The following is a 16,303-nucleotide window of genomic DNA, read 5'->3' on the forward strand; positions in this document are numbered from 1 at the left end:
AGTCGAGTGCAAGTGGAAGATAACTAACAAGTAAGGCAGCAAGGCATGAGCACCAACGGCACCGGTCAATTGTTTAATGACGCTGTCATCAAGGGTAGAAAAGAGTGAGCGGCATTCCCGCATGCCGCAAATGTGAGCTCGGCAATAAAATCATCAAAACATAAAACACTAAAAACCATTTTTATTGACAATAAAGTCCATAAAAAATACCATCTCGACGCAATGCGTTGAAATAGCGTTTATATTGCTTTTATCTAAGCCGCAATACATCAAATGCATTTCACATCAAAACATAAATGCTAGGCACGCAAACCCTTAGCAATGCCCAACTCATCTTTCAATCGACTCGCTATCACAAGGTGTGCACCATGGCCGACAACACAGGATTACAATTCACCCTCACTTGTGAAGGCTTGCCTCCCGATTCCTTCGCCGTTACCGAATTCTCTGGCCACGAAGCACTGGGTGCCCCATTTGAATTTACCATTCAACTGGCCAGTCGCCGTGATGACATCGCCCCAACCGAACTCGTCGATGGCAATGCCACCCTCACTTGGTGGCAAGATGGTCAACCCACGCGCTATGTGCACGGCGTGGTTAGCGCGTTTACTCAGCAAGACACAGGTTTTCACCACACCCTATATCAGCTCAGCTTAACCGCCAGTGCCAAACGTCTTGAGCTGCGCCATAATTCGCGAATTTTTCAGCAACTTAGCGTGCCTGAAATTATCAGCATCATCTTGCAGGAAATGGCCATCACGGATTACGCCTTTGCTATCAAGCACCCTTGTCAGCCCCGTGAATACTGTGTGCAATACCGTGAGACCGATTTAGCCTTTATTACCCGCTTAGCCGCAGAAGAAGGCTTGGTGTATTACTTTATTCACCAACAAGACAAGCATGAAATCGTCTTTGCTGATAATACGCAGGCGCTGATTCCCTTAACTCAGGTGTTACCTTATAACGCCATGGCCAGCGGTCATGCCCCCACCCCTTTTGTGAGTGCTTTTAGTTTGCAATCTGAAATCGCCAGCGCCAAGGTGCAGTTAAAGGATTACAGTTTCAAGCAGCCGGCCTATTCGTTTTTACAAAACCAGCAAGGCCAAGGCATTGAATTTCAGCGTGACGATTACGAACATTATGATTACCCCGGGCGTTATAAAGACGACGCCACGGGTGAAAAATTCACTCGCGTGCGCCAGCAATACCTTAACCGTGACAGCGTCACCGCTACAGCCCAAAGTAATCAACCCAGATTATTTGCCGGGGCCAAATTTGACCTTACCGAGCACCTCAACCCCAGCTTTAATGCCCCATGGCAAGTAATAACCATTAAGCATGTTGGCGAGCAGCCCCAAGCCCTTGAAGAGCACGGCGGCAGCGGTCAAACTCGATATTACAACACCCTTAAACTCTTGCCCGAGCAGCGCCAATGGCAGCTGGACATGCAAGCCAAACCCAAGGTAGACGGCCCACAAATCGCCACCGTCACCGGCCCCCAAGGCGAAGAAATATTTTGTGACGAGCATGGCCGCGTTAAAGTGCAATTTCCGTGGGACCGTTATTCCAACAATGACGAAAACGCCAGCTGTTGGCTACGCGTGGCCCAAGGCTGGGCCGGCAGCCAATACGGTGCCATGGCCATTCCCCGCATTGGCCACGAAGTGATAGTCAGCTTTTTAGAAGGCGACCCAGACCAACCCATCATCACCGGGCGCACCTATCACGCCACCAACAAACCGCCTTATGCCCTGCCCGAGCATAAAACCCGCACCGTTATTCGCACCGAAACCCACAAAGGTGACGGCTATAACGAACTGCGTTTTGAAGACGAAATGGGCCAAGAAGAAATCTACCTGCACGCGCAAAAAGACTTCAACAGCCTAGTTGAAAACGACCAAGCCGAGCAAATCAAACGCGACCGCCACAGCGAAGTGGACCGCGACAGTTTTAAACTGATTAAGGGCAATCAACACCACACGGTCGACGGCGAAAGCCGTTTGCACACCAAGTGTGAACAAAGTCTCGTGATCAATGGCAGCTTGCATATTAAAGCCGGCCAAGCTTGGCTATCGGATACCGGCAACGAGCTACACATCAAAGCCGGCTCAAAGGTTGTATTGGAAGCTGGTGCTGAAATTACGGTCAAAGCCGGCAGCAGCTATATCAAGGTCGATCCCGCCGGCGTGCACCTGTCGGGCGCCAATGTGAATCTTAATTCTGGCGGCGCGGCGAGTAAGGGAAGTGGTTATGCAGGAACCCTTGCGCGATTACCAGGGGACGTTGAACAGGCAACGGTACTAACAACTCACTTCACAGATATTACAGCATTACTCAAAAGCGCAAACGCCAATGTTGTCCCCCTTATCATTGAATGTAACAAGGCGGCACAATGATCCAACGCCTAGACTCCTTAATCAATCTACAAGTTGACCCAACTCAGGCACCGTATTTTTACGCTGTCGTGAATGGTGCATCGCCTTCAGGCTCATTGGCATGCATGTATCAGCATTATGAAGTGAAGACCTGCGCATCATTATTTGCGGGAACGCAATTTCAAGGTAATGAAGATGCTGGGCCATGGCTGTTACAGCTTGAATCAATAAGTCCTGATGTTGATTGTCCTTGTCATACTGATTGGGGCTTCTATCTTTACCACGCATTGGATTTCAAGTCATTACTCAAACTACTGCAGTCATACTTAACCGCAGAAACAGATCATCAAACAGTTCTAGTCCGTTGGTGGGATCCACGAATTCTATTTCATCTATTACAAGGTTTAGCGCCAGAAGCAAGGTTTAATCAAGTAATTGGACATGCGTTACTCAATTATCAAAACCTTTGGTACATCAAACCTTGTAATCTAAAAGAGTTTGATTACAGCGATGCCATGGAAAACACGCCTTGGATCTTACAAGACACAGATTTTGCAAGTTACAGGCAAAGTGACTATTACATAAACCAGCTTGCCCTCACAATCTCTGAAAACTGGCTGAGATTTGATGAAGCAACATGGCGCAGTTTTAATTCGACTGCTGAGCCACTCTGTAAACAACTAATCCCCATTATCAAAGCCATTACCTCACATGGTGTAAACGAGTATGAGCACATCGACACGTTTTGCCACATAGCTGTGAAACATCAAAAATCTTCAACTTGGTTATTAGAAAGAGCAACTCACGAGCCAACATCTTGGTTGGCTAAAACGCTCAAGGATGTCACATGAACAACATCGATATTTGCCAACCTTGCTTAGTCAATAAGTGGATCACCATTCGTTTAGTTTGCCCAAATAACACCCCCTATTCGGGTATTGCATATACCCTTAAGGGCAGTTCAGAAACGCGAACGGGTGTGGTCTCCAAAGACGGTATCATTCATGAAACAAACCTAATCGACCAAGCCTATGACCTTATTTTACCCGTATGGGCCATGGTAGAAAGAAAGCGCCGAAAAGCACCCAAAGATCAGTTTCCCGTAGCAGAGTGGCTAGATCAACAATCGGCAATGGGCACCGACTGGTGCTACCAAATCAAACATTACGATGACAGTACCAAGGAAGCGCTGCTAGCTGATATAGAAGATGGTTATATTGACCCTCAAGAAAATAGTCAAATTGTATTCATTAGTAAAACGGCAGAAGAGTACTTTGGCCACCTAAACACCCAAATACTGGCCTTGTCGGTACTCGAGCATCACTGTATTGAAATGGAATCCTTATTGGCTCAGGTGCCCTCCCTAACCTTTCAAAAAGAATATCATTATGTCAACGCCTATAATTTAGCCTTGGCCACATCTTGGATTTATTCCGATTGGGGGTTAAATGAAAAAAAACACGAAGTTGGCTCTTTGAAACAAGTGCTAACATTAATGGCTAGAAATAAACCTCATAACACACTAAATACCACTAATTCTCGTTTTATCACTCAGGAGGTACCTTTCGCCAGCCGAATGTTATTTCCAAGATTAATGGTGGATAAGGATGCAGGTGCCGAAGCACTGGTGGCCTGCCAAGGCAATAAGTTACTTATTTTTGTGCGAGGCACTGAAGCTACTGAATGGGATCAAGATGAAATAACCCCAATATGGAATGAAGAAATTAGTGAAGATAAGCTGCTCTCATCAGGTGCAGGAGTGCTTTATAGATATCTCACATTTCAAAACCAGTCGGAGAAAATAACCAGAACCCTCAACATAGTTCAAAACTCAAACAGTTACAAAGATGCACTGTCAGATATCAATGCTGAGCAAATTCCTTTTGAGCCGTCTCAAGACTGGTTAGATCGGCAACTTGATAACTGGATACCTATAGTGGACAGTAACGTGCCTAGAGTACACAAAGGTTTCGCTATCTTTGCAGGTTCATTATGGAAACTAATATCACCCTATATAGAAATTCATCGTAACCGTATCAGGTGTTATCTACTAGCAGGGCATAGCTTGGGGGGGGGCTGGCGCAACACTACTGGCAGCTTATTTGATGGAGAAAAAAATAACCCAAGCCCCTTTGTTATATACCTACGGTAGCCCTCGAGTCGGCACCCACTCTTTTGTAAATAAATATAAGAATATCCAGCATCACCGACATGTTAACAACCGAGACGGCGTGCCTATGGTGCCATTTCGTTGGATGGACGCCAAATTGTCAGATGTACTTGACGCCATAGAGCGACAAAGGTTGCTAATAAATATTTCTTTGGTATCCATACCTGCGGTTAACATTTGTGCCCTAGGTTTACTTCTAATGGGCTCAGCAGCTAATGCCGCTTTCCAAACATATCAAATGACCGATTTTGATGATGATAATTATACGCATCACGGTAACCTTAGGCAGATATTATCCTTCGGTGACAATCACTTTGTGGTCACGCCAAATAGTATTGCGCTTACTCACGGTGGTTTAGTAAGTATTGCCAATTACCTATCCGCTGAACTTGCCGAAAAAGAAATGATGGAAACAGTGGTAGGTAATACGACTGACGATCTAAAAGTGGATGACGATAATTTATCAGGTGAGGGATTACCTCTCTTATCTGATTTTCTTTCCGATACGCCTGTGATTAAGTGGTATCTTCCACAAGAGTCGGATGCTGTATTAAAAACCACAGGCCAATCGCGCTTTACTACCTTAAATAAAGAAACGTTACAACTTCTAAAAATTGATCCAAAGCAAGAGCTAATCAAATCTGGTACCGACCACTCAGTTGCGACAGGCTATGCTCCTAAGCTGGGGGGGATCCTTAGAAATGCTTTGACCTCCGAAGCAAACCTTCGCCATCAAGCGATATATAACGCCATTGAGGAATTAAGGAAAGCAAAATCTGCCCTTGAAATGATCATTAATAAGATCCGGACCGAGCTAGACAATCGCCTTCAAGCGATTGATTATCATCTTAAGTACGGAAGAATCGCTGACCCTTGGCAACGTGACGAGCTCCAACGCAGTAAACACACCTTAGAACAAGATGCCGAACGAGAAATCGAATATTACAAACAACGTCTTCCGGAAATAGAACATGACTTACAAATCATGGGGAAAATGTCTGCTGTACAGATTGACAGCAAAGAACTCAATATCAAAGGTTTGACCAATGCCGATATCCTTAAACAAATTAATTAACAATACAAAAGTATCCCTTGCTAAGGTCCAGTCCTATTTAACGGAAAAACTAAAAACCAAGCAGGGCAAAATTGTTCTAGGCGTTGTATTAACCGCACTTTACCTATCTTTTAAAATATTTTCCGACGACATTGCTTTTTGGTGGACGAAAGGCATACCTGACTACTACATAAGAATTGGAAATACTTACTTGTCAGACGTATCAACTGAACTCAAAGGAGTTGACCTAGCCAGCAACACCCTCACTTTTCAAGGTGAGAAGCCCAAGGGCTGGCAGGTTAAAGCCGAAATAGAATGGTATTCATTTGGTGAAAAATGCACTACCCGTTCAAGTTGGGCCGAAAATCCGGTTTACATCCCAACCCGTTATAATTCGACTTTTTATGGTATCGATTTAGTTGACCGCTATATTATCACCCTACCACAGACCACCAATTGGCATATCAACCGCTGCGACGATAAAATATATGAACTCTATTTAACTTTTTACAACAAAGAAGCCTATTTACCTGGAACTAGATTACAGTTTTTTGCTCGTAATATACAGATCAGTAAAAAAAAGCATGGTTATATTTCAGATCAACAGTGGTTTATCACAATAAAAGACAATGACACAGGCTTACTCGGACCCTATAGCCTAGATGGATACAAAGTAGGCACCAATGGCAAAGGGCAAATTTATCATGATGAGATAACTGACCACACTATCAACTTAGATATGTATATCGATGGCGAAAACTGGGATGCTGATGACTAGATTTAGCCCTTTAACACTCGCTAAGCTTCAACCCTATTTAACGGAAAAGCAAAAAACCAGCAGTGCAAAAACTGACGTGATGGTCGATGCAATTTTCAATCTCGGCTACTACCGACCCGATATGAAATGATGAAGCATAAGCGCTCATTTCCCCCTCATCCCGAGCAAGGCTATGGCAGCTTGCCCGACCCAAGAGTTAAACCGGATTCTAATTCGGATAAACCAAACTCAGATACGGCTGAGGAGTAATCTAAGACATGGGCAGCAAGGCACTTATTCCATTGACCATCCTACTGCTAGGAGCATTGCTGGCCTTGCCTGCTTCGGCTTTTGAATTTGACTGTAAATTAGAAAAAACCAGCTTGCCCCTTGTCAGCGCCGAGGCCGACGCACTGTTTTTACAAGCGCGAAAACTGGAAAAACAACGTTATCACGATAAAGAGCAAGTGACTGCCTTGTATGAGCAAGCCGCCAAGTTAGACCATTGGAAGGCGCTGCATAATTTAGCCCGTCGCTACCGCCTTGGCCTAGGCACTTATCGCAGCGCCGCTAAAACCCTAGAAACGACTCAGCGTTTAATTGAACTGGGCGCACCTATCGGCTATTACGATTTAGCCGTGATACTCGAGCGCGGCTATGGCGTTAAACACGACATGGAAGGCGCTTGGCTCTACCTGCATAAAGCCGCCAAACTCGGTGAGCCCAACGCCCTAATTCGACTGGGTAATCATTACGGTTATAACTTGCCCCTAGAGCAACAACAAAATGATAAGGCTGGTGCTTACTTTAAATGCGCAGCTAAACAACAGACAACCGAAGCATATTACTACTATGCACAGTGGCTAAAAATCGGCGAGCAAAGATACCCCGAAGCCATGCATTATTATCAATTGGCCGTTGGCAATGGTATGTTGAAAGCAGCTATTGTGTTAAACGCTGTTTTTTCTTTGGGCCAACATGAATATCCGATAAATGAAAGCGTAGTCCAAATTTATGAGCAAATAGCGGATAAAATCGATGCCGACCCTGACTTTCGCATCCCCGATATCACTACCCGCTATCCTTTACCCCCGCATCCCGTGCAAGGCTATGGCAGCTTGCCTGACCCAAGAGTTAAACCGGATTCTAATTCGGATAAACCAGACTCAGATACGGCTCAGGAGTAATCTAAGACATGAGCAGCAAGGCACTTATTCCATTTAATATCATATTGTTAGGGATAAGTCTGGCCTTGCCTGCTTCGGCTTTTGAATTTGACTGTAAATTAGAAAAAACCAGCCTTCCCCCAGTCAGCGCCGAGGCAGATGCGCTGTTTTTACAAGCACGTAAACTGGAGAAGCAGCGTTATCACGATAAAGAGCATGTCACCGCCTTGTATGAGCAAGCCGCCAAGCTAGACCATTGGAAAGCCCTACATAATCTAGCCCGTCGCTACCGCCTTGGCCTAGGCACTTATCGCAGCGCCGCTAAAACCCTTGAGACCACTCAGCGTTTAATTGAACTGGGCGCCCCTATCGGCTATTACGATTTAGCCGTGATACTCGAGCGCGGTTATGGGGTTAAATACGACATGGAAGGCGCATGGCTTTACCTGCATAAAGCCGCCAAACTCGGTGAGCCCAATGCCCTAATTCGACTGGGTAATCATTACGGTTATAACTTGCCGCGCGAGCAACAACAGAATGATAAGGCAGCAGCTTATTTTAAGTGCGCAGCTCAACAACAATCTACCGAGGCTTATTTTGAATATGCCGATTGGTTGAGTGTAGGAGAAGATCGTTACCCTGAATCAATGCATTATTATCAATTGGCCGTTGGTAATGGCATGATGAAAGCGGCTGTCGCATTAAATGCAGTGTTCTCTTTGGGGTACTACAAATATCAGATAGATGAGAGTGTTGCCAAGCTTTATGATCAAATAGCAGATAATATTATAGCCGACCCTGACTTTCGCATCCCCGATATCACGACTCGCTATCCCTTACCCCCGCATCCGGTGCAAGGCTATGGCAGCTTGCCCGACCCAAGAGTTAAACCGGATTCTAATTCGGATAAACCAGACTCAGATACGGCTCAGGAGTAATCTAAGACATGGGCAGCAAGGCACTTATTCCATTGACCATCATATTGTTAGGGCTAAGTCTGGCCTTGCCTGCCTCGGCTTTTGAATTTGAATGTAAATTAGAAAAAACCAGCTTGCCCCCTGTCAGCGCCGAGGCAGATGCACTGTTTTTACAAGCGCGTAAACTGGAAAAGCAGCGTTATCACGATAAAGAGCAAGTTACCGCCTTGTATGAACACGCTGCTAAGTTAGACCATTGGAAGGCCCTACATAATCTAGCCCGTCGCTACCGCCTTGGCCTAGGCTCTTATCGCAGCGCCGCTAAAACCCTTGAAACCACCCAGCGTTTAATTGAGCTGGGCGCGCCCATCGGTTATTACGATTTAGCCGTGATACTCGAGCGCGGCTATGGAGTTAAACATGATATCGAAGGCGCTTGGCTTTACCTGCATAAAGCCGCTAAACTCGGTGAGCCTAATTCCCTAATTCGATTAGGCAATCATTACGGTTATAACTTACCCAAAGAACAGCAGCAAGATGATAAGGCTGGCGCCTATTTTAAATGCGCCGCTCAACAACACACAACCGAAGCGTATTACTATTATGCACAGTGGCTAAAAATCGGCGAGCAAAGATACCCCGAATCCATGCATTATTATCAATTAGCCGTTGGCAATGGCATGGCTAAGGCAGCCATCGTTCTCGCCACCGTTTTTTCTGTCGGACAATATAAGTACCTAATCGATCAAGAACAAACGTTGATTTATGAAGATTTATCAACCAAGATCCGAGCCAATCCTGAACTTCGCATCCCCGATATCACGACTCGCTATCCCTTACCCCCGCATCCGGTGCAAGGCTATGGCAGCTTGCCCGACCCAAGAGTTAAACCGGATTCTAATTCGGAAAAACCAGACTCAGATACGGCTAAGGAGTAATCTAAGACATGGGCAGCAAGGCACTTATTCCATTGACCATCCTACTGCTAGGAGCATTGCTGGCCTTGCCGGCTTCGGCTTTTGAATTTGAATGTAAATTGGAAAAAACCAGCTTGCCCCCTGTTAGCGCCGAGGCAGATGCGCTGTTTTTACAAGCGCGTAAACTGGAGAAGCAGCGTTATCACGATAAAGAGCAAGTGACTGCCTTGTATGAGCAAGCCGCCAAGCTAGACCATTGGAAGGCCCTACATAATCTTGCCCGGCGCTACCGCCTTGGCCTAGGCACTTATCGCAGCGCCGCTAAAACCCTTGAAACCACCCAGCGTTTAATTGAGCTGGGCGCACCTATCGGTTATTACGATTTAGCCGTGATACTCGAGCGCGGCTATGGCGTTAAACACGACATGGAAGGCGCTTGGCTTTACCTGCATAAAGCCGCCAAACTCGGTGAGCCCCACGCGCTAATTCGACTAGGTAATCATTACGGCTATAACTTACCACGCGAGCAACAACAAAATGATAAGGCAGCGGCTTATTTTAATGCGCCGCTCAACAGATTACAGCGGGGTAAGCTCCTCATCGAGTAGCCTATCAAGTAATAATTCCCCCTTTTGATTAACGCGAAACTCGCCATACTTGGCGGCTTCGTAGCGCTCGCCGTGGCCTTCTTGGAAGAAATACCCATTGGTGGCCAATTTGACTTGATGACTGCGAATGCGCACTTGCAGCAAGGTTTCATCGCTGGCAGCATCAGGTCTTTGGTAGATTGACTCTAGTGCAACAAAACTACCGATACGTTGCTCGTTGAGCTTCACCCGCACATAAGCGTTCAGGTTTTCGCCTTCTGCCGCAGCGCGAATATCCGCTAAAATACGGTAGTTCAAGATCATGTAATCGCCTTGCATTAAGGAGCGGGGATCAACAGGGGCGAGTTCCAGCCGCACTATCTTACCCTTTGCCAGCCAAGCTTCGCGTTTGGCAATGTCCCAATTGATAAATGCAAGTAGCGCCAGTGTTAGCCCCAGCACTATCCCTATGCTGATTTTAACTTGTGGGTTCGACTTCATAGGGCCTCCTTAGCATGGGGCTCGCTGGGTGTTGGCAAATAACGACTTAAGGCCCAACGCGCCAAGAGTAACAAGGCTCCTAACGCGGTTAGTAACAGGGATTTTTCTAACAAACTCACGGTTAATGAATAGTAATAGGCGCTGATAAACAGCGGGATGCTAAATATAGCCAGGGCGGTCATTAACTTATCTCGCAACTGTAAGCCTAGCAGGATAAACAACATGGCCGAGCTTAATCCGCTTAAGGGCACGGCTAATAATCCGATGACAACGACGGCGGCAATTGCGCTAAGGGCAACAGGGCTATTAAGCACCATCCCTTGTTGCTGCAATAGGGTTCGCACTATCACTAAACTGGCTAATAAACTTAATGACCAAGGCAGTAGCCAAGCCCAAATAGAAAGGGAGCCAAGGGTTTCGCTAAACAAATCCCAATCTTGCCCACCCAAGCTTAACACCCCTTGTGCTAACAAGGTCCAGCTTACAAAGGCATATGCCAAGGTGACACACCGCGCATAATGCACGCCTTGGCGCACGCGATTAAGGCAAAACAGGATTGCCAATAACAACATAATAAGGGGCATGATAGTGAGCCAATGCCACAGGTATAGCAGCCCAGAAATACAAAAGGCGATGCCTAATCCATTTAAAAACACATTTAAGCGGTTATTGATCAACAAGGTATGTAAGCACAGAACGAGGCCAAAACAGATAAACCAAGCCAACTCATTGCGATAATCAAAGATTTCAGCCAATCCCCAGCCAACCGCCAGTAATCCACTGACACCGAACACAAACGCAAGCTGCTGCACAAACACTTGTTGCTGTTGTTGACGATCCAATGCGACGCCCAAGGCCACAAACACAGCCCCAATCACGACAATGCCTTGATTAATCCGTTCATCAAATAGCAAAGCCAAAAAACTGGCCATAAAACCTAACAAGAACCATGCCGCCACCCAACCGGCAAAGCCTTGCAATATACTTAAATACCAAGGGGGTTGTAACGGCGGTTGCGGGGGCTCCGCTTCAATTGATACACATTGCTCTCGCTGTAATCGTTGCCAAAGCTCGGATTGTTCCCTACTCATCGTTAGCCTCCTGTTCGCCAAGGTCAGCGTTAAAGCGTCCGCGTACTGAGGTTAACCAAACCGAGATCCCCGCCGTGGCAGCCACGATGTAGAAGGTTAAAAAGAAAAAACCGCCTAGCTCATCACCATGATCGAACAACCTTACCCCCAACCAAACGGTGCTCACGCCAATGGCACTAAAACACACCAAGGCCAGTGGTAATAATTGTTTAAACACAAAGCGAGATAAACCAAACACCAGGGCGGCATAGATTAAATAAAAGCTCAGGGAGGGAGACTGGGATGAAGGTATATCTAACGCTTGCCAGCAGCCATACCAAGTCAGCGCCACCAGCGCCAGTAAGATACTCAGAGATTGGCAAATCGGCGCGGTCAGGCGCTGGATTTGGCGCTGCTGAGCAAAATAAAAACCAAGGTAAAGCGCCCCATTAACAAAACTGACGGCAACCAAAACAAACACATAGTTGCCAAATAACCACCAACTCTGTGGCCAAGTATTAAGATAGAGCACTAAGCTTACATTCACCAAGGCCACCAGCTTAAGCCAAAGCAAATCAAACCCCGCCAGCCAAGCCAGCGGTAATAAGCACAGCGACCACATCGCAAATAGCTGCCAAGGATCGGCGCCGGTTTGATAGGTTTGCCCCACCAGTGCCAGTAAAGCCCCAATCATAAAGCTTAAGCCCAGCAAAGCGGCATTGGCCTTGGTTGCCCCCAAACCACGGGGATTATTTTCTCGCTCTTGCCAGCGCAGCCAACCATAAGCCAAAGCACACAGCAATAAGGCGCCTTGCACTAAGGCAAACTTGCCCAATTTGCTTAAATCTTGCCAGTTAAAGGCGAAAAAGATGATCACCCCAGCGCTGACAAATAACACACCAAACCAAAGCAACAACAGGTCAATCACCTCACGCCACGCCACCTCGGGCTCGGCTTGCTCGGCCTGTGCCAGCGCCTTAGGCAACTGCTCGGCCTTAATGTCACCTTGTTGATACCAAGCCCAAACTTGGTCACTCAGATTACTCATCTAACATCCCCTATCCGGCTAGTTATGCCAGTTAACTCACTGATCATATTAGCGCTTATTGATGAGGGATGTAATAGAGATAATATTGGTTTGTCAGATGAACAGAGAGCCTACTTGATACTCAACAAGTATTGTGCATAAAGGACGTCAGCAAAATCCGCTTCGTCAATTTCACGAATGACTAAATCCCGCACCGCATTTGCCAACAATTCATTGTCTTGTGTTAACTCGAAATCATTAAGAGATAAGTATTCTAATGCTACCGCTAGGCCTGTGCGCTTGTTGGCATCGGGGCATGCATGTGACATGGCAATACTAGCTGTGTATTTAGCGGCAATTTCAAAAACATCATCCAAACCTTGATAGACGATTGCGTTATCAATCCGACTTAATGCACCTTGAAGTTTAGGGATATCCACAGCCCCTTTCATTCCCGGTTCAGTCGCAAGGATGATAGCGTTGATTTCGATAACGCGTTCAAACGGGAAGCAAATGATATTCATTACATATCAGCCAACTTTTGGAATGTTTTAGGGTGGGTTCTTAACGCCAACTTGGTTTCTGATTTGACGATCTGCCGCCCAAAGTCACCCGACAGATCCAGCTGCTTTGTCGCCTTAATCTTTGGCCGAACAACCGCGTCAACGCCATAAGCTTCAATTTTTTTATTCATCACATGTCACCTTAACTATTTTCACATTAGTATAGTGCACAGAAAGTGACGCCTGATGCAATAGGCACGCTTTTTAACAACGCGGAATCACAGCCAACTGCTCTCATTTTGCGTCAATATCAGTTAACTACACAATCCGCAGGCGAGCTGTTATCCCTTGGCCAGCGCAGGTCTGGTTTTGTCAGATCCAGCGTAATAAAGTCTAAGCCCTCGCTTATGTTAGCCGGTGGTAAGTCGGTTTATGGTACATGCTTATAAGAGAACCTGATACTGATTGCATTGAAAAATTAGCCTAGCATTGAGACCAAATATCGACTTTCAACACAATCAGAACATCGGCATCAGGTTGCCTAACACTTATAAAACATTTATTAAATTACCTATCAGTGACTTATGTTGTAATAAAACGTTCTATTAAGAACGGGGCTAGCCAAAACTGAAATTTAATTATTCAATGAGTAAGCCTCACATTTGATCTCAATTTACTCACCGTTCAGCAACATGGTTTTATGGTATTTATAATATAGTTTATTTGACTACTCCCTTTCAATAATGGCTGTGCCATTACTATTAACAAAGACAATATATGAATCACCGGCTGTAGCTTTGCTGCACAATGTGATTGGATGTTTATCAAACTTAAGGTCGTCGCAGTTTTCAGTGGAAATATAACTACTTAAAACTCCTTTTTTTACATTGGTTAGAAGGGTCTTCCCATTGTAAACAGCGACATCCTTGTCTGAAAAAACACGGACTGAATACTTACCTAGCAAATTAAGGCGTTCTTTTAAAATCAACTCTATTTTTCTTTTTCCATTATCTACCCAAGATACCAACCAATATCGTTGATTTTTCGCCACCTCTGCTTTCACTGATGTGTTTTTAGTTTTTGTATTGGCATCGGTTATTGAAAAAGTATGCTTAACATCTCCAGTCCAAGATAACTCTTTCGCTTGGTGTGAACTAAAGCGTAAAACACTACCTAATTGGTTATTCAACTTGTACCTTTCATTTTTATTATTCGACGTTGTATGATATAAAATGACATTCTCATCGGTCGAGTTAACGAAAGTAACGCTTGCCCTACTAATCTCCTTTTTTATATCTTCACCACCACAAAGCTCACTACCACCTATACAATGGCTATCACAACCAGCAATAATAAATAAGCACACAACAACCATTAAAACATTAAAGCAAAAACTACAAACCCTATTCACATTTACACCCACCATTTAAAAAATATTTTTCAACAGGTTAATCAAAGCCCACCAGAACACTCCTGAAACACAGCAGGTACACACAAAAGATATAATGAAACGTCTTTCCATATTCCCTCTCCTTTTAGCATCTAGTTTGAACAAATCAATGATAAATTTGAATTGCACATATCTGTAATTGATAGCGTTCACTACCGTGATTTAGAATGAAAAGGTCTAATTTTAATTAGGAACAACACGAGCCATATGGATAATAATTGGAGATTTGATGTTTCAAGTAATTAGGGCCATCACCTTTACCGGTGTGATTGGAATCGGTTTGGTGAACCCGGTAATTGCTCAAGTATGCTACCCACTTATTGCTAAAACAGCACCTTCTTCAAGGTATGCTTTTGAAAACAATAATCCTGATGAGTTAATCATTATTGATAAACAAACCCAACTTCAATGGTATCGATGCCCTATTGGAATGTCTGGTAAGAATTGCGAACACGGAATGGCCCGACACATGTTGTGGGAGGAAGCGCTATCGTATACCAAGATGATTAATATCAAAGGCTACGCGGGTTATCATGATTGGAGGGTGCCTACTATTAAAGAATTGAGCAGTCTTATTGAATATGCTTGTTACAAGCCAGCAATCAACATCAGTTCTTTTCCAAATACTTCACAAGATATTTTTTGGTCATCCTCTGCAGAGCAAAACTCAGGTAGCCATGCTTGGGGCCTCAATTTCTCCAACGGTTTTACCGAATTTACACCTCGTTATCACTATGGTCGAGTAAGACTGGTCAGATAGGCTAGGCTATAAGCAAATCCCACCTGATGCGAGCAGTTGAACAAAAATAGTAACATTTAAGTAAAAAAATTGGCATTTTCCGTAAAATATAGCGCTCCCGCATACCCTTATATTCATTCATATGTATTATTGGTACTGGTAATAATTATTCGGAATTATATTTATGGATAATAACCCTCTTAGGCAATTCATTCTGGACTTAAGTGCATCTAAATCGTTTGAGGATTGTTGGTCCATCTACTGTAATACATTAAAGAAATACGGAATTATCCATGTGGGATATGGAGTACTTCCTGCTTACGAAGCAGATATAAGCCAAACAATTGTTCACACTAACTTCCCTGAAGAAATGGTTAATTATTACATAAAAAATAACGGCTTAGCCCATGACTACTTAATTCGCTCCAATATTATGCTGAATGATACTTTCATTTGGATATCTAATGAAAAAGAGCGAAAAAGATGGCTAGAAAAACACGCAAAGCAATGGGGTGACAGGAGCAATAAAACCCCATTTGATTTGGAAGAATCGAAAAAATTCCAATCATTTTGGCAAGATTTTAATGTAGACAACGGCCTAAGTTTTAGCTTTTCAAGGGATGTGACCTTATCCGGTATAAGCTTAAGTGCGACAAATATGAGTCGAGCTCATTTTAATGATCACGTATTACCTCATCGTCTAGAGCTTAAAATGCTGTCCGAGGTTTTTCATCAATACTCCTCTTCTTTTTCGAGAAATGTGGTGCTCAATAATGCAAATAGCTCTGGTGTTATCCCTTTAACGCAAATGGAGTTAGATACCCTAAGATGGCTGGCCTCTGGTGTCTCATTGCAGGTTATCGCAGATGAGAAAGTTTTCCGTTCGATTGAAAGTGTGAATGGCTATGTCAGGTCAGCTAAAACCAAGCTTAAAGCACAAAGTCGCGACCAGCTTATTGCCAAGGCTCTGTTTCTTGGCATCATTTGATACTCTCTGTTCTGGTCCAATCCCATAGTACCAGGGTGAGAACGCGAACATTTTTCAAGCAATTTTACTCGGTAATCCTCCC

Annotated in this window: 18 protein-coding genes and 1 pseudogene; 13 read left to right on the plus strand and 6 right to left on the minus strand. The window is 44.6% G+C overall.

Annotated features, from left to right (window positions below):
• The first annotated feature begins 368 nt into the window (after positions 1–368).
• The 11 genes and pseudogenes from K6Y21_RS15310 to K6Y21_RS15350 all read left to right on the plus strand — a co-directional run bounded on the left by K6Y21_RS15310 (position 369) and on the right by K6Y21_RS15350 (position 9,964).
• A complete protein-coding gene (locus tag K6Y21_RS15310) occupies positions 369–2,396 on the plus strand; it encodes a type VI secretion system Vgr family protein (RefSeq protein WP_233072750.1) in 2,028 nt (675 codons plus the stop codon).
• On the plus strand, positions 2,393–3,226 hold the full coding sequence (locus K6Y21_RS15315) for a DUF4123 domain-containing protein (RefSeq protein WP_233072751.1): 834 nt from the start codon (positions 2,393–2,395) through the stop codon (positions 3,224–3,226). The genes K6Y21_RS15310 and K6Y21_RS15315 overlap by 4 nt, the downstream gene beginning before the upstream one ends.
• Positions 3,223–4,527, plus strand: a complete 1,305-nt coding sequence (locus tag K6Y21_RS15320; RefSeq protein ID WP_233072752.1) for an alpha/beta hydrolase family protein — start codon at positions 3,223–3,225, stop codon at positions 4,525–4,527. Before K6Y21_RS15315 ends, K6Y21_RS15320 begins: the two co-directional genes overlap by 4 nt.
• A pseudogene (locus K6Y21_RS21480) lies at positions 4,493–4,564 on the plus strand (hypothetical protein); the annotation flags it as partial. The gene K6Y21_RS15320 and the pseudogene K6Y21_RS21480, both read left to right, overlap by 35 nt.
• Before the next feature lie 78 nt (positions 4,565–4,642).
• Entirely contained in the window at positions 4,643–5,620 is a 978-nt protein-coding gene (locus tag K6Y21_RS15325) for a hypothetical protein (RefSeq protein ID WP_233072753.1), read from the plus strand.
• Positions 5,592–6,377 carry a hypothetical protein gene (locus K6Y21_RS15330; protein WP_233072754.1) on the plus strand — a complete coding sequence of 262 codons (786 nt, stop codon included), beginning with the start codon at positions 5,592–5,594 and terminating at the stop codon, positions 6,375–6,377. The genes K6Y21_RS15325 and K6Y21_RS15330 overlap by 29 nt, the downstream gene beginning before the upstream one ends.
• A gap of 126 nt (positions 6,378–6,503) precedes the next feature.
• A complete protein-coding gene (locus K6Y21_RS21310; RefSeq protein ID WP_285229753.1) occupies positions 6,504–6,626 on the plus strand; it encodes a hypothetical protein in 123 nt (40 codons plus the stop codon).
• Positions 6,627–6,634: 8 nt separating this feature from the next.
• Positions 6,635–7,543: a tetratricopeptide repeat protein gene (locus tag K6Y21_RS15335; protein ID WP_233072755.1), complete on the plus strand. Its 909-nt coding sequence runs from the start codon at positions 6,635–6,637 to the stop codon at positions 7,541–7,543.
• Between the two features lie 8 nt (positions 7,544–7,551).
• Complete coding sequence (locus K6Y21_RS15340; protein ID WP_233072756.1) at positions 7,552–8,460, plus strand: tetratricopeptide repeat protein; 909 nt, start codon at positions 7,552–7,554, stop codon at positions 8,458–8,460.
• A gap of 8 nt (positions 8,461–8,468) precedes the next feature.
• Complete coding sequence (locus tag K6Y21_RS15345) at positions 8,469–9,377, plus strand: tetratricopeptide repeat protein (protein WP_233072757.1); 909 nt, start codon at positions 8,469–8,471, stop codon at positions 9,375–9,377.
• 8 nt (positions 9,378–9,385) lie between these two features.
• Positions 9,386–9,964: a tetratricopeptide repeat protein gene (locus K6Y21_RS15350; RefSeq protein ID WP_233072758.1), complete on the plus strand. Its 579-nt coding sequence runs from the start codon at positions 9,386–9,388 to the stop codon at positions 9,962–9,964.
• Here the strand turns inward: K6Y21_RS15350 and K6Y21_RS15355 are convergent.
• The 6 genes from K6Y21_RS15355 to K6Y21_RS15380 all read right to left on the minus strand — a co-directional run bounded on the left by K6Y21_RS15355 (position 9,935) and on the right by K6Y21_RS15380 (position 14,455).
• Positions 9,935–10,444 (minus strand): GDYXXLXY domain-containing protein, encoded by a 510-nt coding sequence (locus tag K6Y21_RS15355; protein WP_233072759.1) that lies wholly within the window; start codon positions 10,442–10,444, stop codon positions 9,935–9,937. The genes K6Y21_RS15350 and K6Y21_RS15355 overlap by 30 nt on opposite strands.
• Positions 10,441–11,535 (minus strand): DUF4401 domain-containing protein, encoded by a 1,095-nt coding sequence (locus K6Y21_RS15360; protein WP_233072760.1) that lies wholly within the window; start codon positions 11,533–11,535, stop codon positions 10,441–10,443. The genes K6Y21_RS15355 and K6Y21_RS15360 overlap by 4 nt, the downstream gene beginning before the upstream one ends.
• On the minus strand, positions 11,528–12,562 hold the full coding sequence (locus tag K6Y21_RS15365) for a DUF2157 domain-containing protein (protein ID WP_233072761.1): 1,035 nt from the start codon (positions 12,560–12,562) through the stop codon (positions 11,528–11,530). Before K6Y21_RS15365 ends, K6Y21_RS15360 begins: the two co-directional genes overlap by 8 nt.
• Before the next feature lie 110 nt (positions 12,563–12,672).
• Positions 12,673–13,065: a type II toxin-antitoxin system death-on-curing family toxin gene (locus K6Y21_RS15370; protein WP_233072762.1), complete on the minus strand. Its 393-nt coding sequence runs from the start codon at positions 13,063–13,065 to the stop codon at positions 12,673–12,675.
• Positions 13,065–13,235, minus strand: a complete 171-nt coding sequence (locus K6Y21_RS15375; RefSeq protein WP_233072763.1) for an acetyltransferase — start codon at positions 13,233–13,235, stop codon at positions 13,065–13,067. Before K6Y21_RS15375 ends, K6Y21_RS15370 begins: the two co-directional genes overlap by 1 nt.
• A 536-nt stretch (positions 13,236–13,771) precedes the next feature.
• Positions 13,772–14,455 (minus strand): hypothetical protein, encoded by a 684-nt coding sequence (locus K6Y21_RS15380; protein WP_233072764.1) that lies wholly within the window; start codon positions 14,453–14,455, stop codon positions 13,772–13,774.
• Between the two features lie 268 nt (positions 14,456–14,723).
• Here K6Y21_RS15380 and K6Y21_RS15385 point away from each other — a divergent pair, with 268 nt between their 5' ends.
• Both K6Y21_RS15385 and K6Y21_RS15390 read left to right on the plus strand, forming a co-directional pair.
• On the plus strand, positions 14,724–15,254 hold the full coding sequence (locus K6Y21_RS15385) for an Lcl C-terminal domain-containing protein (RefSeq protein ID WP_233072765.1): 531 nt from the start codon (positions 14,724–14,726) through the stop codon (positions 15,252–15,254).
• 163 nt (positions 15,255–15,417) lie between these two features.
• A complete protein-coding gene (locus tag K6Y21_RS15390; RefSeq protein WP_233072766.1) occupies positions 15,418–16,221 on the plus strand; it encodes a helix-turn-helix transcriptional regulator in 804 nt (267 codons plus the stop codon).
• The last annotated feature ends 82 nt before the right edge of the window (positions 16,222–16,303 follow it).

The organism is Motilimonas eburnea, assembly GCF_021295345.1.
In the GTDB taxonomy this organism is placed as follows: Bacteria; Pseudomonadota; Gammaproteobacteria; order Enterobacterales; family CBDFNC01; genus Motilimonas; species Motilimonas eburnea.